Annotated in this window: 21 protein-coding genes; 6 read left to right on the top strand and 15 right to left on the bottom strand. The window is 46.7% G+C overall.

Annotated features, from left to right (window positions below; all coding sequences use genetic code 11):
* The 3 genes from RIC07_RS22960 to RIC07_RS22950 all read right to left on the bottom strand — a co-directional run.
* The coding region (locus tag RIC07_RS22960) for a DUF2887 domain-containing protein (RefSeq protein ID WP_446396536.1) at window positions 1-229 on the bottom strand (229 nt) is incomplete at its 3' end.
* A 275-nt stretch (window positions 230-504) separates the two neighbouring features.
* On the bottom strand, window positions 505-1,071 hold the full coding sequence (locus RIC07_RS22955; RefSeq protein WP_446396535.1) for a Uma2 family endonuclease: 567 nt from the start codon (window positions 1,069-1,071) through the stop codon (window positions 505-507).
* A 51-nt stretch (window positions 1,072-1,122) separates the two neighbouring features.
* Window positions 1,123-1,557, bottom strand: coding sequence for an SRPBCC family protein (locus tag RIC07_RS22950; RefSeq protein ID WP_446396534.1), 435 nt, complete (start codon window positions 1,555-1,557; stop codon window positions 1,123-1,125).
* 202 nt (window positions 1,558-1,759) lie between these two features.
* Between RIC07_RS22950 and RIC07_RS22945 the strand changes: the two genes are divergently transcribed.
* Both RIC07_RS22945 and RIC07_RS22940 read left to right on the top strand, forming a co-directional pair.
* The gene (locus RIC07_RS22945; protein ID WP_446396533.1) at window positions 1,760-3,151 is read left to right on the top strand and encodes a malic enzyme-like NAD(P)-binding protein; all 1,392 of its coding nucleotides are present in this window, start codon (window positions 1,760-1,762) and stop codon (window positions 3,149-3,151) included.
* Between the two features lie 198 nt (window positions 3,152-3,349).
* Window positions 3,350-4,372 (top strand): WG repeat-containing protein, encoded by a 1,023-nt coding sequence (locus tag RIC07_RS22940; protein WP_446396532.1) that lies wholly within the window; start codon window positions 3,350-3,352, stop codon window positions 4,370-4,372.
* A 110-nt stretch (window positions 4,373-4,482) separates the two neighbouring features.
* Here the strand turns inward: RIC07_RS22940 and RIC07_RS22935 are convergent, their stop codons facing one another.
* The 9 genes from RIC07_RS22935 to RIC07_RS22895 all read right to left on the bottom strand — a co-directional run bounded on the left by RIC07_RS22935 (window position 4,483) and on the right by RIC07_RS22895 (window position 18,064).
* Window positions 4,483-5,367: a DUF4340 domain-containing protein gene (locus RIC07_RS22935; RefSeq protein ID WP_446396531.1), complete on the bottom strand. Its 885-nt coding sequence runs from the start codon at window positions 5,365-5,367 to the stop codon at window positions 4,483-4,485.
* A 245-nt stretch (window positions 5,368-5,612) separates the two neighbouring features.
* Window positions 5,613-7,376 carry a Gldg family protein gene (locus RIC07_RS22930; RefSeq protein ID WP_446396530.1) on the bottom strand — a complete coding sequence of 588 codons (1,764 nt, stop codon included), beginning with the start codon at window positions 7,374-7,376 and terminating at the stop codon, window positions 5,613-5,615.
* A 156-nt stretch (window positions 7,377-7,532) separates the two neighbouring features.
* Window positions 7,533-8,333 carry an ABC transporter permease gene (locus tag RIC07_RS22925; RefSeq protein WP_446396529.1) on the bottom strand — a complete coding sequence of 267 codons (801 nt, stop codon included), beginning with the start codon at window positions 8,331-8,333 and terminating at the stop codon, window positions 7,533-7,535.
* On the bottom strand, window positions 8,333-9,433 hold the full coding sequence (locus tag RIC07_RS22920; protein ID WP_446396528.1) for an ABC transporter ATP-binding protein: 1,101 nt from the start codon (window positions 9,431-9,433) through the stop codon (window positions 8,333-8,335). The genes RIC07_RS22925 and RIC07_RS22920 overlap by 1 nt, the downstream gene beginning before the upstream one ends.
* A gap of 140 nt (window positions 9,434-9,573) precedes the next feature.
* Entirely contained in the window at window positions 9,574-9,729 is a 156-nt protein-coding gene (locus RIC07_RS22915; protein ID WP_446396527.1) for a hypothetical protein, read from the bottom strand.
* A 393-nt stretch (window positions 9,730-10,122) separates the two neighbouring features.
* Window positions 10,123-13,920, bottom strand: coding sequence for an nSTAND1 domain-containing NTPase (locus tag RIC07_RS22910; RefSeq protein WP_446396526.1), 3,798 nt, complete (start codon window positions 13,918-13,920; stop codon window positions 10,123-10,125).
* A gap of 266 nt (window positions 13,921-14,186) precedes the next feature.
* On the bottom strand, window positions 14,187-15,278 hold the full coding sequence (locus RIC07_RS22905) for an Rpn family recombination-promoting nuclease/putative transposase (protein ID WP_446396525.1): 1,092 nt from the start codon (window positions 15,276-15,278) through the stop codon (window positions 14,187-14,189).
* Window positions 15,279-15,771: 493 nt separating this feature from the next.
* Entirely contained in the window at window positions 15,772-17,103 is a 1,332-nt protein-coding gene (locus RIC07_RS22900) for a P-loop NTPase fold protein (protein WP_446396524.1), read from the bottom strand.
* Between the two features lie 61 nt (window positions 17,104-17,164).
* The gene (locus RIC07_RS22895) at window positions 17,165-18,064 is read right to left on the bottom strand and encodes a sugar phosphate nucleotidyltransferase (protein WP_446396523.1); all 900 of its coding nucleotides are present in this window, start codon (window positions 18,062-18,064) and stop codon (window positions 17,165-17,167) included.
* 68 nt (window positions 18,065-18,132) lie between these two features.
* On the opposite strand from RIC07_RS22895, the gene RIC07_RS22890 reads away from it, so the two are divergent.
* Window positions 18,133-18,714 (top strand): DUF1802 family protein, encoded by a 582-nt coding sequence (locus RIC07_RS22890; protein WP_446396522.1) that lies wholly within the window; start codon window positions 18,133-18,135, stop codon window positions 18,712-18,714.
* A gap of 240 nt (window positions 18,715-18,954) precedes the next feature.
* Window positions 18,955-19,947 (top strand): RluA family pseudouridine synthase, encoded by a 993-nt coding sequence (locus tag RIC07_RS22885; RefSeq protein ID WP_446396521.1) that lies wholly within the window; start codon window positions 18,955-18,957, stop codon window positions 19,945-19,947.
* On the opposite strand, the gene RIC07_RS22880 is transcribed toward RIC07_RS22885, so the two are convergent.
* The 3 genes from RIC07_RS22880 to RIC07_RS22870 all read right to left on the bottom strand — a co-directional run bounded on the left by RIC07_RS22880 (window position 19,944) and on the right by RIC07_RS22870 (window position 21,644).
* Window positions 19,944-20,693 (bottom strand): phycobilisome rod-core linker polypeptide, encoded by a 750-nt coding sequence (locus RIC07_RS22880; RefSeq protein WP_446396520.1) that lies wholly within the window; start codon window positions 20,691-20,693, stop codon window positions 19,944-19,946. The genes RIC07_RS22885 and RIC07_RS22880 overlap by 4 nt on opposite strands.
* A gap of 127 nt (window positions 20,694-20,820) precedes the next feature.
* Entirely contained in the window at window positions 20,821-21,114 is a 294-nt protein-coding gene (locus RIC07_RS22875; protein ID WP_446396519.1) for a hypothetical protein, read from the bottom strand.
* Window positions 21,057-21,644 carry a hypothetical protein gene (locus RIC07_RS22870; protein ID WP_446396518.1) on the bottom strand — a complete coding sequence of 196 codons (588 nt, stop codon included), beginning with the start codon at window positions 21,642-21,644 and terminating at the stop codon, window positions 21,057-21,059. The genes RIC07_RS22875 and RIC07_RS22870 overlap by 58 nt, the downstream gene beginning before the upstream one ends.
* 323 nt (window positions 21,645-21,967) lie before the next feature.
* Here RIC07_RS22870 and RIC07_RS22865 point away from each other — a divergent pair, with 323 nt between their 5' ends.
* Both RIC07_RS22865 and RIC07_RS22860 read left to right on the top strand, forming a co-directional pair.
* Complete coding sequence (locus RIC07_RS22865; RefSeq protein ID WP_446396517.1) at window positions 21,968-22,927, top strand: orange carotenoid-binding protein; 960 nt, start codon at window positions 21,968-21,970, stop codon at window positions 22,925-22,927.
* Between the two features lie 95 nt (window positions 22,928-23,022).
* Window positions 23,023-23,349, top strand: coding sequence for a hypothetical protein (locus RIC07_RS22860; protein WP_446396516.1), 327 nt, complete (start codon window positions 23,023-23,025; stop codon window positions 23,347-23,349).
* Window positions 23,350-23,836 lie beyond the last annotated feature (487 nt).

Raw genomic sequence — 23,836 nt, 5'->3', positions numbered from 1 at the left:
GATAGTATAACGCTTCATCGGGTTGAAACTGAACCTCTAGCAGATAGAACGATTTTTCTGCGTCTTCCGTCGTGGGTAAGAACAAGCCGTCTAACCGGAAGGAGGGTTGTTTGATTTCACGGGAGGTGAATTCATAAATTGTAGCTTCCTCTGGGTCTGAATCAATGAGTTCAAATAAAATACCTGGGAATTCGAGAAACAGGTTATAGAAGATGGTGTCGGTTTTCACGCTGAATTGCTGAACATGGGCGATCTGAACATTGACCACTATGCCAGGAGCGATCGCACAAAATTCCTATCACTGTAATCTTGACAAATTGACACCTTTACTCCATTAGGCTACGTTAGCCAAATGTAACGAACCATAAAGGTTATCGGTGATATCGTTGATTGAATCCCTAAACCTGCTCCTACAGTATTTATGGCTCGGCTACACCTAGGAAAAGGGCGGGTTTTGTTAAAAGGTTATCGATGATATCTTTAATTGAATTCCTAAACCCGCCCCTACAGTATTTCTAATCTAAACCCTGGCAATATTTCCTCCCCTGACAACACAACAGGCATCGCTACAACGTCCACACCTGTTCCTTCTCGATAAATCTCCACTTGCCGATCCTGATAATTAATTAACCAACCCAAACGTAAACCACTTGCCAAATATTCCTGCATCTTATCCTGAAGTGGTTTTAATCGGTCGGTGCGCGATCGCAACTCAATCACGAAATCTGGGCAAAGCGGCGGAAACTTTTCTCGTTCCGATTGACTCAAACGTTGCCATCGCCCCAATTCCACCCAAGCGACATCTGGAGAGCGATCGCCTCCACCAGGTAAACTAAAGACAGTTTGGGAGCTAAAGACTACACCAAGCTGAGTCTGCTCATTCCAGACGACGACTCTAGAGATTAAGCTGGCTTCTTGGCTACCACCTTCTCCACCAATCGGTGTCATGATAATTAACTCTCCCTGGGGCGAACGTTCTAATGGTACATCAGGGTTGGCTACACACAGTTGATAAAACTGCGATCGCGTCAATGTTGTCGTCAGTGGCTTTAAGTTTAATACGGTAGTCATAATCCTAGGGAATAGCAGAACATCTGGTCTCAAGAGCCATATTTTCCCCAATTATAAATGCTCAACATACCGCTTCAACTCCCGCGCCATGCGTTGCATTCCCCGATGCTCATCTTGCCGGATAAAGGGGACAAAAACACGAGTGAGAATACCCGAAAAACGGCTTGTGTGAACATATTTAGTCCGACTCAAACCAATCTCTTGTAACTCAAATACGTACTCACTGCGAAAACCGGGAATCGATGAAACCCAGCGCAGACAAATTCCGGGTTGTAAGAGTGTGATCAAGGGTTCAAATTCCGTTTCTTCATCCTTGGGTAATCGTCGTAATGACAGAGACACCGCTTGTCCTTTTTCCAATGGCTGTTCGGGTTCACGGTCAAAGAGAAATGTGTTCCAATACTTCCACTGCTGTTTGTCTAACAAAACCTGCCACACTTGTGACTTGGGAGCATTTATTTCGATTTCAGTATAGAGACTTTTCATAATAATTGGTCATTTGTCATTAGTCATTTGTCATTAGTCATTCGCAAAAGTTGGTGATAACTCACCCTATGTCCCTTATCTCCCCCATCTCCCTCATCTCCCTCATCTCCCTCATCTCCCCTGCACCTGTTCACCAAGAGCTTTCCCTAGAATTGGGAATTAGGTCTACAATTGAAAGCTTGAGACCCGAAATCAATCCAGCATGGCAGACCTGACACCGAATTCCAGTTTCAGTTTAACGATTCGTATCCAACTTCCCAATCGTTCTGGGATGTTAGCCACTGTTACTCAGGCGATCGCACAGGTAGGGGGAAACCTGGGACAGATTGATCTGATTCACCAAACCCACAAAGTTACGACTCGTGAAATCACCATCGATGCGACGAGTACCGAACACGCCGAACATATTGTGCAAGCGGTTAAGGAACTTACCCATATCAAGGTGATCGATGTCTACGATCGCACGTTCAATCTGCATCGTGGGGGTAAAATTAGCATCGAGAACAAACTCCCCCTGAAAACCCAAGCCGATTTAGCCATGGCGTATACGCCAGGGGTGGGTCGAATTTGCAACGCGATCGCCGATGATCCCCAAGATGTTTACTCCCTGACCATTAAAAGTAATACAGTAGCCATTGTTACAGATGGTAGCGCCGTATTAGGGTTAGGCAACTTAGGCGCTCAAGCAGCATTACCCGTCATGGAAGGGAAAGCGATGCTGTTTAAAGAATTTGCCGGAATTGACGCCTTTCCTATATGTCTGGCAAATCAAGACACCGATACAATTATCGAAACCGTTAAAAATATCGCTCCCGTTTTTGGCGGGATTAACCTAGAAGATATCAGCGCCCCCCGTTGCTTTGACATTGAAGCCAAACTGCGGCAAGTCTTAGATATACCCGTTTTCCATGATGATCAGCATGGGACAGCCATTGTCAGTTTAGCGGCGTTAATTAATTCCCTCAAACTGGTGAAGAAATCCCTGGAAGAGGTGCGAATTGTGATTAATGGTGCTGGGGCGGCGGGAATTGCGATCGCGCGGCTATTGCGTCAAGCTGGGGCGAAGATGATTTGGATGTGTGACTCCAAAGGGATTCTCTCAACCAAACGCACGGATTTAACGTCCCAAAAGCAGGAATTTGCCGTTGAATCTAGTGGTACTTTAGCCGGTGCAATGGTGGGGGCGGATGTGTTTCTCGGCGTCAGTGTTCCTGGTGTTTTGACCCCAGAAATGGTACATTCAATGGCACAAGATCCTATCGTTATGGCGATGGCAAATCCGATACCAGAGATTCAGCCAGAATTAGTGTTAGATGATGTAGCCGTTATGGCAACGGGGCGCAGTGACTATCCTAATCAGATTAATAATGTTCTGGCGTTTCCTGGTGTTTTTCGTGGCGCCCTCGACTGTCGCGCCTCAGTGATTACCAGTACGATGTATCTAGAAGCGGCAAAAGCGATCGCGTCTTTGATGTCTACCACAGATTTAGACGCCGAACATATTATCCCATCGGTTTTTGATAAGCGTGTGGTGACAGCCGTTTCCGCAGCGGTACAACAAGCTGCACGGAATGAAGGGGTAGCAAGACGGTAAACACTAATTTCGCTGATTTATGTTGAGGGATTGGGGTTTTGTCATTTGTCATTCGTCATTTGTCATTCGTCATTCGTCCCCATCTCCCTCAGCACTTATTCAGCCAGCCCTAAATAGTTTTACCCCATGGGTAGAGGATTGTTAGAGTACAAGTTTAGACATCGGCTAGTTTTTAAGATCACCAGTCTCTTCTTAGGTTTGCTGGTTACTCAATTATCCGGATGTCAGATTATATCAACGATTAACAACGGTTTCCATAATTCTCGAATTTCTAGCGAAAATGCTGTTCCTGTACAATTTACTTTCCCATTTGAGTTAGAGTCAGGACATGATTTTTCTCAGGGGTTAGCGGCGGTTAAGTTGGAGGGGAAGTGGGGCTATATTAATCAAAGCGGAAATTGGGTAATTAAACCGCAATTCGAGTTGGCTGATTCGTTTAATGAAGGGTTAGCCCCGGTCAAAGTTTATGGAAAATGGGGTTATATTGATCAAACAGGTAATTGGGTAATTAAACCTCAATTCGATGGCGCTAAATCGTTCGCCGAAGGATTAGCTCCGGTTAAACAAGGTGAGGATTGGGGCTATATCGATAAAACTGGCACGGTAATGATTTTACCTCAATTTTACGATGCTGATTTGTTTTCCGAAGGATTGGCAATTGTCGAAAACAATAATCAGTATGGTTATATCGATAAAACCGGAAACTGGATTACTCCACCTCAATTTCAGGAAGCAGAACCGTTTTCTGAGGGGTTAGCTACGGTAAAATTGAATAACCAGTATGGCTATATCGACAAAACCGGAAACTGGGCGATTCAACCTCAATTTAAAGACGCGAGTTCTTTTTCCGAAGGCTTGGCGTCTGTATCGAATCAAGCGATGAAATCGGGGTATATTAATCATCAAGGCGAGTTTGTGATTATGCCTTATTTTGATTGGGCGGGGGATTTTGTCCAAGGTGTGGCTGGAATTTCGATGAACGATAAAATTGGTTATATTGATCAGCAGGGAAATATGCTAATTGCGCCCCAGTTTGATAACACGTATAACTTTTCGGAAGACTTAATCGCGATCAAAATAGGCGACAAGTGGGGCTATATTAACAAAATAGGGAATTTAGTCATCAAGCCCCAATTTGATAGTGCTTGGTCATTTCAGCAAGGGGTAGCCAGAGTTAGAATTGATGACAGGTACGCTTTCATTAGTCATCCCCTCAAATAGGGGCTGCTGAATAGGTGTTGTGGTGAGGATAGGTAACAGGGAACAGGTACAATGTAAAAGTTTTAAAGCCCTGTCTCTGGTAATAGAATTGCCCCCATAAAATATAGATCTTATTCAGCAGGAATGTCTTCGCTTTCAGAGTCATTGGGGACATTTTCAGGTTCTATTTCCTCATTGGGAGAAGCCATTTCATCCTCTAGTGACTGCTTTTTCTCTTCAGAAGAGGACGTGTTTTCAGGAGAGGGAGATGCGGACGGACTTTGGTTATCCGGTGTCGGTGTTGGTTCAGGCGTTGATTCTTCTGGTTCAGTATCAGAGTTATTAGGAGTAGCTTGGCTTTCCGGAGGTTCTGCTTCCTCTGTAGTCGATTCTGCTTCAGATGCTGATTCATCGTCTTCTGCATCCGATGATTCTGTTTCTTCGGTTATAGTCTCTTGAGGTTGCTCCCATTCTGATAAGGGGCGATTGACAGCATATTCAAAGTCCATGGGGACTAAAAAGACGTTAGATTGCTGGGATTTGTCGGAAAACGGATCAATTTGAGCATAGAGGAAACTGTTATTAAAATCTGGTTTTCCTAAAAGAATTTCATGGGTTTCATCGTTTTTAAGTCGCACTGTTACCATGGCTTGGGGTTTGTCTAAGCCATAGTCTTTCAGATTTTCCGGGGGGACATTGGGAATTATGCGATCGCTCTTTCCTTCAACGAGTAAATTCAAGAGAAATGCAACCGATGGATCACTAGCGGGGACTTCCTTCGGTTCCGTCATCCGCCAACCGGGTTCAGGTTCACTCACCCGTTCAAATTTTCGGCTTTCTTCCTGAATATAAATGTTTACCTGTTGAATCTCATCTTCTTCAAAACTAAACAGTTGCTTTTCGGCTTCCTTCGCGGCTTCCCGTTGAGGAGTTCCAACGATTTCATAAAAATAGACAAATCCTCCCAGGAAAAGGGCGACAATTAATAAAACCCAAGTGGTCTTCTGTAGCTTCATTTGTTATTCGTCATTTGTTATTCGTCATTGGTCATTCGTCATTGGTCATTTGTCATTTGTCATTGGTTATGACCCTCTGCGTCCCTCTGCGTCAACCTCTGCGTCCTCTGCGTTAAAAAAACATAATTCCGATGCGAACATTTTATATCACTCGGTCGGGGCGGGTGTAGGGTGCGTTAGCGTTAGCGTAACGCACCATTTCAAAAGATAGTAGTAAAACCCGCCCCTACAGACATGGGATGGTTTTACCGCCGCAACCACCACAGCATTCCTGCGGTCAAAAAGCCAAACGCTGGAACAATTAACAGGGCTAACCATCCCAATATTCCAGATTGGACTGGCGTTAAGTTAATTCGGCGGTCTTCGGGTTCTTTGGGACTAATCGAAAGGGCTTGTGCATCTCGCTTGCTTAACCAACTCACGGAGTTGATAAAAATATCAGGATTGAGTTGCTGATCAAACCAACTATCTGTGGCAAAGTTTGAATTACCATACACAATTAATCGTGATTCAGCTTCGTCTTCTTTAGCTTGAGACTCATCGGTCTGGATTGGTGAAGGTGAGGCTTCTGGGGATTCCTCTGGCGAAGCCGTTGGAGATGCTTCTGGAGTTTCCGCTTCCGGTTCATCGGTGTCTTCTGGCGACACTTCTGGAGTTTCGGTGGCTTCGGGTTCATCGGTGTCTTCACCTTCAGCTTCTGGAGTTTCTTCCGCTTCCGGTTCTGATGGTGGTGAAGCGCTGGAATCTTGACGACTTAACGCCACCCCTAATACTAAAGGACCGGGGCGATCGCCTTCTTGTTCGTTGAACTCCAACGGTTGTTGTTCTGGCGTATTTTCCGCCCAACTTTGGGGACTTGTGATCACCAGAGGGGTTTCCTTAATCCCTTCTACAGGTTCCATGTCCACGGGTTGCGCTAAGGGATAAATCGAAAAGCCAGTTCCAAAATCTTGGGTAATTGGATGATCGCCATATTGCGTAACTAAGGGGGTTGCTGGACCTAAACCGACTAACCTCCCTTGACCCGACGCATCAATCACAATCTGATTTGTCAACGTCACTCCCCAATCGGAGAGTAAGGGTTCCAATCCGGGATTGGTATCGGGATCTATCATCACTAACAGACTTCCCCCATCAGCCAAATAGTTTTCTAAGGCTTGCACTTCCGGTTCAAACAGCGCTCGTTTCGGTCCAGCAATTACGATTAAAGACGCATCATCGGGAACGGCTGGCTGTTCAGCCAGATTCAGGGGTTCGACGGTGAAGTTTTTTGTCTCTAATGCGCTTACGGCTTGAGATAATCCACCTTCGTCTGACGCTTCTAAGGGGCGTTCACCATGACCTTGGAGAAAATAGACCTTATCTGTGCGATCGCCTGTGATGCGTTCAATTGCATTGGTTAGCTGGACTTCCGATAACCGTTCCCCTTGGCTAATGGTTTGGACTAACTCGCGTTGATTCCCATATTCTAAGTAAACCTCTCCTATATAATTGACATTAAACTTTTGGGCTAATTCAGGTTGTAGCTGGGGGTCAACAAACTCAAATTCTAAATTTGATCCATAGCGGCGGTAGTTTTCCAGGAGTTCTTTATCGGCGGGATTAGCGGGACTCTCAAACACCCAAACTTTCACCGATTGATCTAAATTTCTCACCACCTGCTGTGACTGGGGTGAAAGGGTAAATAGTTGATTTTCGGTTAAATCAATCTGTACCCCATAACGCACGCCTAAAAAGTTAATTAACCCGATAATCACAAACATAGCTAAGGTGGCGATTATCGCATTGGTTCCCACCTGGGTAGAACGGCGTCCCCAAAAACCAGGGGCGATTTGATCCAGAAGTAGGAACCACAAGCCAATGATTAATAGCCCTGCAATTAGCAACGCTAAGGAGACAGGAGACCACTCACCCGCCACTTCTTGGGCGGTAATTCCCATGATTGTCAGGATCGGTCCGAACCAAAATAGATATTTTAAATACGTCCACTTAATCGGCTTTTTTGTCATAGTTTATAGCGTTTTGATTGTGTAGGGGCGGGTTTTACGATTATTGTTTCTGACCTAACCCAGATTTGACTAAACCCGCCCTGACTGAGTGATAAAATAGTTACAGGTTTGTCATCAATACCAAAATGCTTAGGGCGCTAAAGCGCAACTACGAACTTAAGAACGCTGAAAGCGGAACGCTTCAATCGACTGAGCGGTGAGGAATATGCCCAAAAAGATATAACTAGCAAATAAAATAAGACTACTGGTATCCAGAACACCCCGAACTAAATTGGTATAATTCTCCATCAACGATAAATAACCTAACGCTTCCCCAAAAGCACCACCGATAAGATTAGCAATTAAATCAATTACCCAGAGGAATAATATTAAAACAAATGTGAGGAAAGCTGCCAGGATTGAACTATCGGTTAACGAAGAAATAAACATTCCCAGAGAAAGCACTGATGCAGCGAGTAAAATTAATCCAGCATGGGCTAATAAAGGAACCCAGGGTTGAATGGGTGGATTGGCGGCATTCAAGGCGATGACTTCATACAGGAGTAACGGTAGCACCATAATCGTAAAGAAGGTTAGCACGCCTAATAGTTTGCCCACGGCTACCGCCCAATTTGTCACTGGCGAAGTTGCCAGCAGTTCTAACGTTCCCCGCTTCCGTTCCTCCGAATAGAGTCCCATGGAGAGGATGGGGAGAACAAATAAAATTAGAGACCCCATAACACTCAAAAACATATTCAAAAACTCATACGCCACATCTACAGGTGGTGTCGGCATTCCCAGTTGATCGCGTTGCGCTACTTGCTGAATAATCCCATCGGGACTTAAGAGAATCCATACGAAAAAGAACCCCGACAATAGCCAGAAAAACCCAGCCACTACATAAGCCAAAGGTGAAGCAAAATAGCCCTGCAATTCCTTGCGGAAAATTGCCACAATATTGCCAAAGAGTATACGCATTAACGATCTTCTCCTGATTGGGGAACGTCTGACTCAGGGACTTTTGATTCAGGGACTTGGGATTGAGAAACATTGGATTCAGAGACTTCTGATGGAGAATCAGAGATAGGCGATTCAGCTAAATTGTTCCCTGTCTCTATTTCCAGATTCTCAGCCCTGCGTTCCTGAGTCGTCAGTTCTAAAAAGACATCTTCCAGGGTAGCGCGAGTGCGGCGCATTTCATGCAATCCGATCCCAGCACCTACGGTTACAGCCGCAATATCTCGTCCCGGATCAGTACCTGGTACCGTCACAATCCGAATTAAGGAGCGATTTGGGGGTAACTGTTGAGTGGGGACAATTTCGACTAAGCAGACTCCCTGCAACACTTGTAATAGCTTTTGCAGTTGAGTTGCATCCCCATCCACTTCTAACTCATAGCCCGCCCCTCCCGTCAATTGCGCCATCAAGTTTTCTGGGCTATTGGTGGCGACGATTTTACCTCGGTTGATAATCGCCACGCGACTACAGGTCATGCTCACCTCTGGCAGAATATGGGTAGACAGGATAATCGTATGTTCACCTGCAAGGCTTTTGATCAAGTTGCGGACATCAATTATTTGCCGAGGATCGAGTCCGACGGTGGGTTCATCTAAGATAATCGCAGGTGGATCATGAACGATCGCTTGAGCAATTCCGACTCGTTGACGAAATCCCTTGGAGAGTTTGCGGATCAAGACTTTGCGCTTTTCCACTAGGTTACAGCGTGCGATCGCCATCTTCACCCGCTTCGTGCGATCGCCTGCGGATACGCCTTTGAGACGGGCGACAAAGTACAAGAATCCCTCAACCGTCATTTCCGGGTAAAGGGGAGGGGTTTCGGGTAAATAGCCGATGCGTTGGCGCACCGCCAGAGAATTTTCATGGACATCATACCCAGCAATTCGGGCAGTGCCACTGGTGGCGGGTAAATATCCGGCTAAAATACGCATGGTGGTTGTTTTACCCGCACCATTGGGTCCGAGGAACCCCAGGATTTCCCCCGGTTCCACCTTAAAGCTGACATCCTGAATAGCTGGAGTGACGCCATAGAGCTTGCTCAGACGATCCACTTCGATCATAAAGATTCCACTGGAGAGGATTGATATTTTTTTAGGCTAACGTTTATCAATCATACATAGTCCGACTACTGATCAACTGTAGGGGCGGGTTTAGGGAATCTGTAGGGGCGGGTTTAGGGACTAAATTCATATATTCACCCCTAACGGAACAACAAAACCCGCCCTCCCCACCGATAAATGAAAAACAAAACCCACCAGATTGCTAACCGCGATCGCACCTCAAAAATGTCGGGGTGAAAGGGTGGCGCATTTTGGTGAGTAGGGGGAGCAAGTTTCGGTTTGAGAGAATCGGGCATGGCAATGCCATGCCCCTACATCAGGGATAATTGATGGGGTAGGGGCACGATATTATCGTGCCCTAATCTAGGGAAATTCAAGATCGCAACCACGCCAGCCCTCACCCCCAGCCCCTCTCCCAAGCTTGGGAGAGGGGAGCAAGAGGGGAGCAAGAAAATCCGATCCCCCTTCTCCCGTGCAACAAAAGCGAAGCATCCTCTGTCATCCCCCCTCTTGTAGGGGGGAACGAGGGGGGTGGGAGTTGGGGTTAGGGGATGAGGGGGAAAATGTCAAGGAGTAGATAGACACAGCTTAAAACCTTGCCAGCATTGGTTTTCTCGCCTGTAGTTGACACCAATGCACGTCGGTGCGCCCCTACGGTACGGGTTAAACCAATCCCCAATCCCAATCCTTTACTCTCTACAAACGGGCAACCGCTCCCGCGCTTCCGGATGCGTCGCCAGATAATCCTGGAGCCAATCACAACCTCGCGCCAAGAGTTCATCTAAATTCCAATAAACTGGCTTTAACACAATTTTATCCTCTTGAATCAGGGCAATGGTTCGCCTATCGGAGCTGAGAGTTCCATAACGGCCTGAAAATTCAGCAATCTGCCGCCCTTGCAAGTCCCAGAGGCGGGCAGTTTTGTCCTGTGAGCCAGTCAGGATTTGCTTGCCATCGGGGCTGAAGGCTACAGCATAGACCAGACCCTGATGCCCAGTTAATTCCTGAATTAAATTGCCCTGGTTATCCCAGAGGCAGGCGGTTTTGTCTCCTGAGCCAGTCAGGATTTGCTTGCCATCGGGGCTGAAGGCTACAGCATAGACCCAACCCTGATGTTGGAGTTGATTGCGTTCCCAAATATTATCTAGGATTGTCTGGAGTGCCAAAAGTGGGCTAGTAGCAGGATAGTTTACTAAGGGACGACCATCTTTAACCCACTCTTTCAATTCTTGCCCCGCCTCCATAGCTGATAGCAAAGCTTCTATTTGTTGATATTCAAACTGTTTAATCGCCGCCACCCCAGCTCGCTCTAACCGAGTCCCCGCATGCGCTTCTCCACGTTCCGCTTGGGCTTCCTGTTGTTTTTTCCTGGCATCATCTAGCCGTTTCTTTGCCTCTTCACGTTGCTGATTCGCCCGTTGACTTGTCTCTCTGGCTTCTTGATTAACCCGCTCAAGTTCCCCTTGCGCCACGGCTAACTCTTGCTCGACTTGCTGCTTGTGCTGTTCAACAACCTTTAACTGTGCCTCACTCCGTCGCCGTCTCTCCCGTTCCGCCTGCAATTGGGCAACAATGCCAAACCCTTCCTGCTGACGAATAAACTCAACTAAATAATCATGCACCAACTGATATCTATCTTCTGGCTTTTCCGGTACTTCCACCACTAACCCGGAACCGACAAAAATCTTTAGCACCAACTCCAACTGCTGACTATCGATAACCCCATCTATCGGTAATGCGGTTAACTCCGATTCCAAATCACTACGAGTCTTCAGGGGACGAGTATTCTTCTCATCCGTCAACAAATACAACACCAACTCGCCGACTCGTTGATTCTCCTCTCCACAATCTTTAATTACGGCTTCTACATACCGCTGCACCAACTCATCCTTTGTCCCCCGTTGGCGATACTCAGCCAGGGTAGTTATCTCCTCGGCTTGCAATTGCGCCCCGACAATTTGCAACTCAATCGGGCGCACCTTGCCCGTATCCCCGGCTAAATCCTGCACCAATTGCTCGACTAATTCCGACTCTAGATGAAACTGAGAACGTGCGGTCAACTCTTGAATAATCGCCTCAGCATCCTCTGGGGCAAAATCCCCCAACTCATAGCGATTATGTTTATTCAGAATATCGTTATTAATAATGTCAATCCGTGCCAGTCGTTCGCACTCTAATAAATAATGGAGATAATCTTCCCGCAGGGATAATATAATTTTGAGATAGGGAAGATTCAGACAATCACTCAAAAACTCAAAGAAGGGACGCCGTGCGGCGGTATCGGTACAGACAAAGAAAAACTCTTCAAACTGATCAAATATCAGCACCGTCATTAAATGATGCTGTTCATTCTGCCGTAATTGGTTGAGGAGAAGACCTAACCCCCCAGCCCCCTTCCCTGCGAGGGAAGGGGGAGTATTTATAGGAGTATTTACAGGAGAATCGCTAGGAGGATTACTGGAAATATTTATAGGAGAATTGCTAGGAGAATCGCTGGGAATATTTATAGGAGGATTTCTAGAAATCTTGCCCCCCTCTCCTTGTAGGAGAGGGGCTGGGGGAGAGGTTTTTCCGGCAGAAATCCTCCCTTGTTCTGGTAAAAAAGGGGCTGGGGGAGAGGTTTTTCCGGCAGAAATCCTCCCTTGTTCTGGTAAAAGAGAGATTGAGGCAGAGATTCCTTCCAACAACAATTCCGCCAACTCTTCCTGCCAATTGGTATATACCCGCAGCACAATCGGCAGCACATCAAACTCCCCCACCATCTTTTGTCCCAAAGCAGGTACTAATCCAGCATTCACTAGGGAACTTTTGCCCACCCCCGATTGCCCATGAATCACCGTTAACTTACAATCATCACGGGCAACTCTACCAATTAACCGTTGCACATCCTGCCCTCGCCCCGACGCGGTAATCTCCAGCGCCACGGTTTCCAATTCTTCTCCCGGCAAAGGTTGTAACCGACTCGCGCCAATAAACGCCCGTAAACCCAACTGACTCTCTACCACCCCTTGGGCTTGCTTAATTTCAAACGCCTTTAAATACTGCTTTTGCTGCCAATAACTCTGGCGCAATTCCTTTAAAATTTGGATATAGCTTTGGGGATAATCCTGGGGGCGACTTTCCCGTCTCGCCCTCTCCAGCATTTCTATCGCCTGCTGGGGTTGCTGAAGTCCATTTAACGCCTGTGCCAAGCGCAACCGATACCCACCGCATCTGCTTTTCGAGGCTACCCTCTCCGCTTCAGAAACGCTTCCTGATTCCCGATTCCCGGTAGCCTCCTCACACTGTAGCGCCTGAATTGCCCAGTCTTTCGCCTGCTGCCATTTTCCCCTTGCCAGCGCCACATCTGCCAGAAACCCATAATCCTGCGCCTGTTGTGTGGCGGTTCCCTGGGTTTGATGCAGGGTTAACGCTTTCTCGGCTAATTCCTGCAAGGCTTGCCACTGTTGTAATTGTTGCAGCACTTCGCCCCATTTGCTGATCCAGATTGCCACTAAACCCGGGCGCTGGGCGGAGTCTAGGGCGTCTATCCCCTGCTGAAAATAGGCGTTAGCTTCCTGTAAATAGCGGTGAGAGTCGCGGCGATGGCAGTCGGCTTGATGTAAGTACCCCAATCCTAACTGTAGGTTAACAGCCGTGAATTTTAAGGGAGATGGGGGAGATGAGGGAGATGAGGGAGATGGGGAAGATGGGGAAGATGGGGAAGATGAGGGAGATGAGGACTCAAGATGCTGCCAATGGGTTAAACTGTTTTGATATTGTGCGATCGCGGCTTCTATTTGATGCTGTTGATGGGCATAAACTGCTAAAGCAAAGGAGACATTTGCTGCTAAATCCGGCGCTAACGTCTCCCCTCGTTTCTGCAACTCCTGTCGGGCTAATCCTAATTCCTGATACGCTTGGGGATGAGTCCCGCTAAACCTTGACCAATCCGTTGTCACCAAAGCCGCCTCGAATACCGCCTCAGTCTCCCGCCACAGCCGTGCGAGTAATTCTTCTGTGGATACCCGAAAACCAATCAGCGTCGCCCAATTATAGAAATCCGGCGCAATCCGAATTATATTTCGCAACACATCATCCGTCACCCAGAGAAACACTGGAAAGACAAACGACTTGCCAAACTCATCCCGCATCTGATTACTCGCCGACAGCAAACCGGGCAAATTCTGCACCTGTTCCAATCCCACCACCATCAACGCCGAGGTTTCGCGATACGTTCCTTCGGAACACGCTGCGCGATCGCCAAATTCTGTTTTAATTTTGGTATACAGCCGTTGCTCATCCGCCGCCAGCCGCAACACTTGAAACGCCACCGGAGAATCCCGGCGCAACCGTTCCAGCATTTCCTCCCGCAACCTGGCATAATTGCAGCGCACCAGAACCAGGGAGAATCGGCGTCTACTGACAAACCGCATCACCCGGATTAAAGACTGCAACGCGCGATCGTTTTCAGCAGCGATAGATTCAGGATGATCAGAATGGGTCATAACTGAGACGAAACATAGACCGAGTGCGATCGCATACCGCTCAATTTAATTGTACGGTAGGCAGGGCAGAGGGTAGGTGAGCAATTATTGGTGTCAACTTAACAACCCCTCACCTCCAGCCCCTATCCCACGCCAGCCCTCAGCCCTCACCCCCAGCCCCTCTCCCAAGCTTGGGAGAGGGGAGCAAGAGGGGAGTAAGAGAATTAGGGGATGAGGGGGAAAATGTCAAGGAGTAGATAGACACAGCTTAAAACCTTGCCAGCCTACTACTCAATCGCTTGTTGTAGGATTGCTTTATTCACCGAAGCCTCAAAAGTTTCCAGGGATGCAAGATTCGTCGCCAATAATTCCTCTACCCTAGCCGCCACCTTCCCAGAGACAAGATCACGCCAAGCCTGACGCTGTAGGGAATGTCCATCCTGCTTACACCATTGTGCGATCGCCTCCGATAAATCTTCTATCGTATTGGGTAACGGTTCAATCAACGCAGCCAACTCAGCCAAGTCTTGCGGCGAAAAGAGCGATCGTTGATCCTGTAACAATTCAATAAACGCCACAACATTTTGTTCATAGAAAAATTGTGATGCTTGTTGAACCACTTCCACCGACAAATCCAATCCTTCAGCAATCATCTCCACACTCAAACCCAACTGCATCAGGCGGGGTATGGAGTTTAACTTAGCTTTTTGTTCACCTTCTGCAAACCCTTCTTGCTTCGCTTCCTGATAAACTTTAGTTTGTTTGAGTTCACTTAACCCGAACATAGCTTGTATCTCCTCTCGGCTTTTTTGCGGTAATTTGTAAACGATGATTGTCTCGATTAAATCAATCAGATTCTGTTTAGTCGTCTCATCAGTTATCTGGACTTGGGCTTGTTCAATCAAGCGCCTTGCTTGTTCTGGCGCTGTCTTTTCCTGCTCAATCACTAGCTTAACAACATTAATCCCCAGAGAATCCGATGCAGCCTCTCCTAACTCATCTAAGTATATTCGAGTAACCCGGGGGAAAAGTTCCCTAAAGTTTAACGGTTGTTCCCGTTCAATCCGACGAGTGGGATAAATGACCACAACCCGCCATTGATGGGTCGGTTTGTATTGCTTCAGAAAGATGAACAGTTCCGTAAATACACGATAATAGAAGTTCTCATCGGGTTGAAACTGAACCTCGACCACATAAAAGGGTTCGTTTGATTGTTCATTCTTGGGCAGAAACAACCCATCGAGTCGAAATGACAGTTCCTTAATTTCACGGGATGTGAATTCATAGGTTTTGGCTTGTTCTGGGGATTGGTTGATCAGTTCAAAGAAGATACTGGGGAACCCTTTAAACAAGCGATAAAAAATGGTGTCAGTTTTCACGCACTCCTTGGGCTTTCCATTACACAGTTGACATCTGATACTGTGTCACCCCAGAGGCAAAAAATTCCTATCAAAAATATATTGACAAATTAAACAAATTATGGATGGACTAGGGCAGACGACCTAATCGCACCTGTGGATGTAGCTGACTTTTCACGGGAAGTCTACAAACTATTGTAGAGACGCGCCATGGCGCGTCGGGGCGGGTTTAGTTACATCTGGGTGCAACCGAAAAGATAGTCGTGAAACCCGCCCCTACACAATTCACACTCACGTTGCACCAGATACCGTGAAAAGTCAGGTGGATGTAGGGGCGACCCGCCTGCATCAATTAACAGACCACTCCACTCAATTAGGTCGGGTCGCCCTTTATTCAATAATTAGGTGGACTCGCTTCGCGAGAAGCAAGCTACGTCATTCGTCATTTGTCCTTTGTAAAAGTTTGAGTCTTTTGGGCAAAACAAGCATGGGCGTACTGTTTTCTTTTGTCCGACTACTTACAACAAAAACGCTGAAACTTTTCTGTTTCCCTTAAAACTGGATTCACCGCAAACCATTTCCCTTGTTCGTCTTGATATTCAAATACAAACAAACTCCGTAAAAGGGTATCATGTCCCTCCTCCCCACTCACATTTTGTTGTTTCACCACATCTGCTAGTAATTCCCATTCATCATCAGTAATTGCCGAGACTAAACGATCCCGATTGTTGCGAATCGCCCGTTCTATTGTATTTCGCGATAAGGGTGTATCTTCTTCTTGGAGACAGGTATAAATTATCCCTAATAAGTTTCGCACATGACCACCACTCACTCGACATAATCGATCTAAGGTTTCTGAACTATCAAATACCTGTGTAACTAAATCCAGTCGCGCTTCAGGTTCTATCTCTGGAAACGCCCTAGCTAATACCAATTGCCGAAATAAAGCCATTCCCGCTTGATTATCCTGACCATCGCGCGATCGCACTGATACCATGGGTAAGACTCTCGGCGCTACCCCACCGCCAAATCGATTCGTTAAGGCTTGATAATCATTGGAGAACATCAACGTTAAAGGAATGGTATACACGAGATGACAATTCAGCCGACGTAACTGTTCACCGCGATCTACAAATAAGTATTCCGGTTGCGTGCGTCCACCATCATTCCGTCGATCTTCCACCCGATCCAAATTATCAACAATTACCACTAATCCTTTCTTCCCTTGGTGTTGCAATTCTTGATTTGCCCGCGCCAAAATTTCTTCGTTTAACGACTCTAAAATTCCACTGGTGCGCGGTTCTAGATACTGACGTAAACGACTTCGTAAACTCGGACTTGCTTTCGTTTTAGCGGTAATTTTGCCCAATTTCATCGGTAAGGGCAAATTGGCTTCGGCAGATAATTCCAGTGGTGTCTGCAAAAAATCAACCATTTCTTGCCAGCGATCGGCAAAATACCTTGGTTTAAGCTGAATTCCTACTTCTGCCAAGCTTTCTGTCACCTGACGGATAATTGCCAATAAAATATCACTAATATCCACATCTGCCATATCCAAGTCTTGAGTAGACTCAAAATAGACGACATGAAAGCCTTGTGCCTCTAAGTCGGCTTGTAAGCGACGTAACTCCGTAGATTTACCACAGCCAATATGCCCCGTAAACAACTGACAAGTTGGTTGATTAAGACGCGAACGTAAACTAATCGTTCGTGCCAATGCTTCAATAATCTTACCACCCCGAACTGAGGCAAAATCAATATAATACTGCCGATCTTCAGGATTCGCGATCGCGAGGGTTTTACTCGGATCGCAGGCGTCAAAGAATCTCAAAAAATCTAATTCCATAAGGGATTAAATTAAATACTCAAACAAGGAAACCTCACCGAATGAAGGGCTAAAGCCCTTACTACGAACTACGATAGTCCTGACCAAAATTGATTAACGTTTGTCGATAAAACTCTGGCATTCCGGTATCAAAATACTGCCCTTTGACCCAATATCCCATCAATCCCTCCTCTTGGCGTAATGTATCCAAACAAGTGGTTAACTGAAATTCACCCTTATAGCGCTGATTCTGATGAATACTGTCAGCCAGCATCTCAAAGATTTTCGGCTTGAGGACATACATGCCAAAAATCCCTAAAAACTTATCCTCCGCCATCCCCTCCACACGCAGGTGCGATCGCGCATAGTCCAGATCCGGTTTTTCACAGACTTGTGTCACCGTTAAAATAGAATTCATCTCCTGCCAAACCCCAGTCACACAACCCGCTTTATGGATAATATCGGCAGACATTTCTGTCAAACCAATCACACTTTGACCCGTTTTTTCATAAATTTCTAGCACCTGACGAGAACAAGGAATTTCGGTATCGGAGGAATAAACATGATCGCCAAGTAACAGTAAAAAAGGCTCTTGATTCACCCAATCCTTGGCACAGAATACAGCATGACCATAACCTTCTTGCTCATCCTGGGTTAAGATAGTAATCTGCTCTCCTAACTCTTGCAGATACTGACAATACTCCTGATTGGCATCAGAGAGTTTGTCCCAGAGTGCCTGTTTCGGGGGAGTTTTAAAGAACGCCTCAAAAATTGCGCGATCGCTCGGTTGCACCACAATCCCGATTTCTTCGATACCACCGCGCCTTGCTTCTTCCACAATCGCCAAAATAACTGGCTTCGTTCGCCCATCGCGATCGATAATTGGAAATAGTTCTTTTTTCACCACCTTTGTAGCTGGAAACAGGCGAGTACCAAATCCGGCGGCGGGAATTACGGCTTTACGAACAATCGAGTTGGACATGAGCTAAATTATGAATTATGAATCAAGATAAGACAATCTATTTAAAAAATTAGTTTTAATCGTTGCCAATGCCATTAACAACCACAAACACACTCAAAGAATGGGCGGTTGCCGTTGATGCCTTAGAACAGGGTAAGACGATTATGCTACTGCGTAAAGGCGGCATTCGGGAAGAAAACAATCGCTTCCACGTCACTTACAATCCGGTTTTACTTTATCCTACCTACGAACATCAACAGCCTCATTTACTCAAACCCGATTATGCCTCTCAGGTAACACCTGTCGCCTCAGGTTGGCATCCGCAAACGGTACGGATTGGCAGTTGGGCAACCATTACCGATATTTTTCAAGTCAGCACTCAAGCCGCAGTAGATGCCCTGCTACCCTACCACATCTGGAATGAACAATTTGCCAGTGGGCGTTTTAAATGGAAGCCACGTCAACCGTTGTATGTCCTCCTACTACGAATCTACAAGTTCCCCTCGGTTCAACGTCTACCCTATTGTTCTGAATACGGCGGCTGTCGTTCTTGGATTAATGTAGCTGAACCTATTTCTCTAGACGGTGCTGTACCCGTTGTTAATGATGCCAACTATAGCCAGCAAACAGCACAAATCCGTCAGATTCTGGAGTCAGGGTGTAGGGTGTAAGCATGAAATTGTTCAAGATGCTCAAAAACCTAATAGTTCGTAGTAGGGGCTTTAGCCCCTAATTTCTTATGTTTTTTGGCTCTTCTAGAAAGGAAGCTTCATCGTTAGTGAGAAAGGATAACCTGGTGGGTTACGGCGGACATAAGATTACAGGGTTTGTTTCTCTATTAAGTATCGCCTAACCCACCCTACGGGTTAAGGTTAATTTTGGTCTATAGCACGAAACTAAGTCAAACAAGCGTGAAAGAAATTAATTTATACAACCAAGAGAACAGTGATAGACTCGATCGCTATCTTGCTCAACAATTACCGGATTTGTCGCGATCGCGTATCCAAAAACTGATTGAAGAGGGCAATGTACAGCTTAACCATAACCTCTGCACCTCTAAAAAAGCCACCATTCAACCCGGAGACTCTATCCACCTAACTATCCCTGACGCCAAACCCTTAGACCTAAAACCGGAAGCGATTCCCCTGGATATCCTCTATGAAGATGACCAAATTCTGATTGTCAACAAACCCGCTAACTTAGTCGTGCATCCCGCCCCTGGACACGAAAACGGCACACTTGTCAATGCCCTGCTTGCCCATTGCCCCAACCTAGCTGGAATTGGGGGTGTTCAACGTCCCGGAATTGTCCACCGTTTAGACAAAGATACCACCGGTGCGATCGCGATCGCGAAAACAGACCACGCCCACCACCACCTACAAGCCCAACTCAAAGCCAAAACCGCCCGTCGGGACTATCTTGGCGTCGTCTATGGTTCTCCTTCCACCGAGACAGGCACAATTAACCTGCCCATCGGACGCCATCCGAGCGATCGCAAAAAAATGGCAGTCGTTCCCCTAGAAAAAGGCGGACGCTCTGCGATTACCCATTGGCAGATTAAAGAACGCCTTGGTAACTATACCCTAATCCACTTCCAACTGGAAACCGGACGAACCCATCAAATTCGCGTCCACACCGCCCATATCGGACATCCGATTATCGGTGACCCCGTGTATAGTAAAGGTCGAGACATCGGCGTCAATCTCCCTGGACAAGCCCTTCATGCATGGCGACTACAATTACAGCATCCCAATACAATTGCCCGTCCCCTCTCTCCTAACCAAGGAGACCAGAGGACGGACAATAAATCTGGGGACTGGATTGAGGTTATTGCCCCACTCCCCCCAGCCTTTAGCACACTCCTAACCGTACTGCGGCGGCGTGCTTCATCCGCTAGTACCTAACGCTTAGGTACACGGGACATGTAATCGATATTCTGGGCAGACACGCGGGGCAGCGGATTGGGTTTGGCATTAACTCCCCGTGCCATATCCAGGAAGTTCGTAGGATCACCGGCTTTAGGCTGCTTGTCTTGCGGGACAAAACGGCGTACTTCGTTCTGCCAAATAATTTGGGGGAAGCCCAATTTAGCACGGTAGTAGCCGTCGTAGCGCGGTGATTTAATGTTAAAGGGTCTTTCACCTTGACGACGACCAGGCAATACACGACGCCGTTGATAGGGAACGGTGTCATAGCCAAAGTTGGTCAGGTACTCTTCGCTGTTAAGTAGTTGATCAACGAAGCCCTTAATTCCCTTCGTCGCCACGACGATAGACCAAGCAATTTTTTCGCGTTCGTTGTAAACATCGCGCCCCAGTACCCGTTGCACGCATTGTTCAACAAAGCGATAGTTGCTGTTTTTCTCGTAGAAACTGTTGTAGAAGGTTTTCGACAGCAGCAATCCACGAATAAAGTCCCGCACGGTTAGTTGACCATTGCGGAGTTGGGACTCCAAGAACCGTTCCCGATCCCAAGCAAAGGCATAGAAGAAGATCTGACGGTATGCCGCTTCGATCAATTCATCCAGGTCTGTGCCGAACAGGATGTTCTCGGTTGTATAAATCCTCGGTTGCTCATCCCCCGGTACTTCATAACCAGCGACACGCTGATTTTGACTTACCGGAGTGTAGCCTAATAAAGGTAGCGCCACGTTTAAATCTCCGTAATCTTAGAAAATCTTACAAACCTTAACTTTCAACTATATAACAGATTATGTAACCTTCTTACAAAATTCGTCATTTGTCATTCGTCATTTGTCATTCGTCATTCGTCATTTGTCATTGGTTATTTGCTCCCCCATCTCCCTCATCTTCCCCGGCTTCCCCAGCTCCCCCGGCTTCCCCAGCTCCCCCGGCTTCCCCAGCTCCCCCGGCTTCCCCAGCTTCCCCGGCTTCCCCGGCTTCCCCGGCTCCCCCGGCTTCCCCAGCTCCCCCGGCTTCCCCAGCTCCCCCGGCTTCCCCAGCTCCCCCAGCTTCCCCAGCTCCCCCAGCTCCCTCATCTCCCCTGTTCCCTCCTAAAAGTAACCCATCCAGAACGCCAAGGGATTTGCCAGGGAACGACAGTGGGGCCAATTTCGCAAATAGTTTTCTAAATCAGGTTGCCAGACTGGAGGTCTTAATCCAAGTCCTAAGCAAAGATGAGACAAAACTTCAAAAAACCGCCGATCATGACCGGGAGATCCTACATGAGCATGGGCATATTCATGCACAACGATACCTAACCAATCTGGCGGTGCTGTTCGTCCCACATCAACGAGGATGGTAACTGGATTGAGGAGAATGTTACAAAAGCCATCAATCCCATATTCTTGGGCTAATGGCGCTGCCCCGATCTGGATCGGACGACGTAATTCTGGATGAAAACAATCATGACAGGCATTGAGACAAGAATTGAGTTCAGCGTTGACTGTATCAATGTTGTAGCCAATCCAGGTACAGATGCGATCGCGTACCCGATGATTATCGCTGATATCAACCATACGTGGCTCTAATGCTAGCTGACGTACAGCTTCTAGGTACTCATAGCCACGTACCAAGGGTTCATTTCTACTTTGGGATTTCTCCACCCAATACGGACTCAATTTGTCTCGTTGCTCAAACATGTCATAAATTGTAACCGCTTACGAGGTAACAAGCAAGCTGAAACCAAGCCTAATCAGGCGTTCAGGACTTTACCTTCATGGAGACATTTTGACAAGTTCCTTAGGAACGATAGATAAGCCTGATGAAAATGATAAGCATTAGTTGCTGAAAAAAAACTGCCAAAAAAGATACAAAAAACTCGAAATATATCTTTACATTTACTTGCAATTTGTTAACATTGTTTGTAGTGAATAAATTTTCTGCCTGCCTCTAGAGAGTCCAAAACGGCTCAGGGCAAGCGACGACGTAGTATTTCGATAATTACCTAAACAGGAGATCCTGAATGCCTTTTACCATTGATTCAGCTCGTAGTATCTTTCCGGAAACCCTAACAGCCGATGCTGTACCTGCTACGATTGCTCGTTTCAGTCAACTTAGTGCTGAAGATCAATTGGCATTGATCTGGTTTGCTTACCTGGAAATGGGCAAAACCATCACTATTGCTGCACCAGGAGCAGCCAGCATGGTGCTTGCGGAAGCAACCTTGAATCAAATAAAGCAAATGTCCTTCCAGGAGCAAACCCAGGTCATGTGTGACTTGGCAAACCGCGCCGATACGCCGATTAGCCGCACTTATGCCAGTTGGTCGGCTAATATCAAGCTTGGCTTTTGGTATCAGCTCGGACAATGGATGGAACAGGGAACAGTCGCGCCTATTCCCGAAGGCTATCGCTTATCCGCCAATGCATCCGCCGTGCTACAAGCCATTCGCAACCTTGATCCGGGACAGCAAATTACGGTGCTGCGGAATGCGGTTGTGGATATGGGGTTTGATCCGAGTAAACTGGGTAGCTACAAAAAGGTGACTGAGCCGATTGTTCCGCCTAAGGACATGTCCCAACGGACGTCGGTGGCGATCCAGGGAGTTGACAACCCGACGGTGTTGAGCTATATGAATTACATGAATGCCAATGACTTCGACGCCCTGATCCAACTGTTCACCGATGATGGAGCGCTGCAACCTCCGTTCCAAAGACCGATCATTGGTAAAGATGCCGTTTACCGCTTCTTCCGGGAAGAATGCCAGAACCTGAAGCTGCTGCCGGAACATGGCGTTTCTGAACCGACAGAAGAGGGGTATACTCAGATCAAAGTCACAGGTAAAGTTCAAACGCCTTGGTTCGGTGCCGGAGTAGGAATGAATATGGCGTGGCGATTCTTGCTCAACCCTGAGAACAAAATCTACTTTGTGGCAATTGATTTATTAGCCTCGCCGAAGGAGTTAGTTAACTTGGCTCGCTAAAGCCATCCTGAGTAGGGGTAAACTATAGCAAGTTGTAAATGATCGAGCGAACACTCCCTGCTCCTATTGATTGGGAGTGTTCGTCATACTGGATAATGCAAGTAAACGAAATTGTTTGGTCTGAAGTAGAGCAGCAAATCGCCAAAGATGCTTTTGAGAAAGCCTATCAACGAGAAACGAATGCTTTGATCGCACAGGTGCGGGAATACGCCAGTGGAATTACTAAACTCAATGAGGTTTGGCGTCTGCACGATTATTTAAGTGCAAGGCGGCACGATATTGATGGTAAGTACGACTACGACTATTCCGCTCTCCTGTTTCTTTTCGCTAGGTTAGTCAAAGAAGAGTGGCTAAAGCTGGAAGATTTGAGTGGTCTAGATCAGAGCAAATTGGCTAAAATAAATGCCTTGGCTCGGATGTAACCTTCCGCACACTGAATCAGGCTCTCTTGTTCTTAGTGTGAAAAAATCTCAATGTTGCTGATTGCTTTCTGAAACTATTGATCTGAAAGACTTGTCCTATAATATGTTCAGCAATAATAAGCTTTGCTTATAAGCCAAAGTGCAAGAGAGCCTTTTGGGTGAGTAAAAATAATAGCTTTGCAATAATTCTCGAATGGCATCCATTCTGTTGTTTTGTTCACAACCGAACAGCAATTGCGTTTGGTTTTATGATTTCCCCTCAACATATTCGCGGGAGTCCTCACCCTCAGCGCTAGCAGAGTGAGGAGGGATAGCGGAATGCCGGAAGAATGGAGGCATCCAATTTTTGCCTAAGCCACACATAAGCCGTTATTCCTCCTGATTAACTCAACTTTACTAGGAGAAAACTGCCCAATACGTTTCCAGGTGTAGTCACAAACTGAAACCTTTTTGGTCTTTTTGGTATCGGTAAACCCGCTGACGTAGC

The sequence above is a fragment of the Coleofasciculus sp. E1-EBD-02 genome, from assembly GCF_040218245.1.
Classification (GTDB): domain Bacteria; phylum Cyanobacteriota; class Cyanobacteriia; order Cyanobacteriales; family Coleofasciculaceae; genus Coleofasciculus.
The sequence above is the reverse complement of the archived record's forward strand: the minus strand, read 5'-3'. Positions and strand labels throughout refer to the sequence as shown.

Excerpts from the sequence above, each read along its gene's own strand:
- RIC07_RS22955 (WP_446396535.1), bottom strand. The coding sequence starts at position 1,071 with ATGACTACCGTATTAAACTTAAAGCCACTGACGACAACATTGACGCGA.
- RIC07_RS22950 (WP_446396534.1), bottom strand. The coding sequence starts at position 1,557 with ATGAAAAGTCTCTATACTGAAATCGAAATAAATGCTCCCAAGTCACAA.
- RIC07_RS22945 (WP_446396533.1), top strand. The coding sequence starts at position 1,760 with ATGGCAGACCTGACACCGAATTCCAGTTTCAGTTTAACGATTCGTATC.
- RIC07_RS22935 (WP_446396531.1), bottom strand. The coding sequence starts at position 5,367 with ATGAAGCTACAGAAGACCACTTGGGTTTTATTAATTGTCGCCCTTTTC.
- RIC07_RS22930 (WP_446396530.1), bottom strand. The coding sequence starts at position 7,376 with ATGACAAAAAAGCCGATTAAGTGGACGTATTTAAAATATCTATTTTGG.
- RIC07_RS22925 (WP_446396529.1), bottom strand. The coding sequence starts at position 8,333 with ATGCGTATACTCTTTGGCAATATTGTGGCAATTTTCCGCAAGGAATTG.
- RIC07_RS22920 (WP_446396528.1), bottom strand. The coding sequence starts at position 9,433 with ATGATCGAAGTGGATCGTCTGAGCAAGCTCTATGGCGTCACTCCAGCT.
- RIC07_RS22915 (WP_446396527.1), bottom strand. The coding sequence starts at position 9,729 with ATGCCCGATTCTCTCAAACCGAAACTTGCTCCCCCTACTCACCAAAAT.
- RIC07_RS22910 (WP_446396526.1), bottom strand. The coding sequence starts at position 13,920 with ATGACCCATTCTGATCATCCTGAATCTATCGCTGCTGAAAACGATCGC.
- RIC07_RS22900 (WP_446396524.1), bottom strand. The coding sequence starts at position 17,103 with ATGGAATTAGATTTTTTGAGATTCTTTGACGCCTGCGATCCGAGTAAA.
- RIC07_RS22895 (WP_446396523.1), bottom strand. The coding sequence starts at position 18,064 with ATGTCCAACTCGATTGTTCGTAAAGCCGTAATTCCCGCCGCCGGATTT.
- RIC07_RS22890 (WP_446396522.1), top strand. The coding sequence starts at position 18,133 with ATGCCATTAACAACCACAAACACACTCAAAGAATGGGCGGTTGCCGTT.
- RIC07_RS22870 (WP_446396518.1), bottom strand. The coding sequence starts at position 21,644 with ATGTTTGAGCAACGAGACAAATTGAGTCCGTATTGGGTGGAGAAATCC.
- RIC07_RS22865 (WP_446396517.1), top strand. The coding sequence starts at position 21,968 with ATGCCTTTTACCATTGATTCAGCTCGTAGTATCTTTCCGGAAACCCTA.
- RIC07_RS22860 (WP_446396516.1), top strand. The coding sequence starts at position 23,023 with ATGCAAGTAAACGAAATTGTTTGGTCTGAAGTAGAGCAGCAAATCGCC.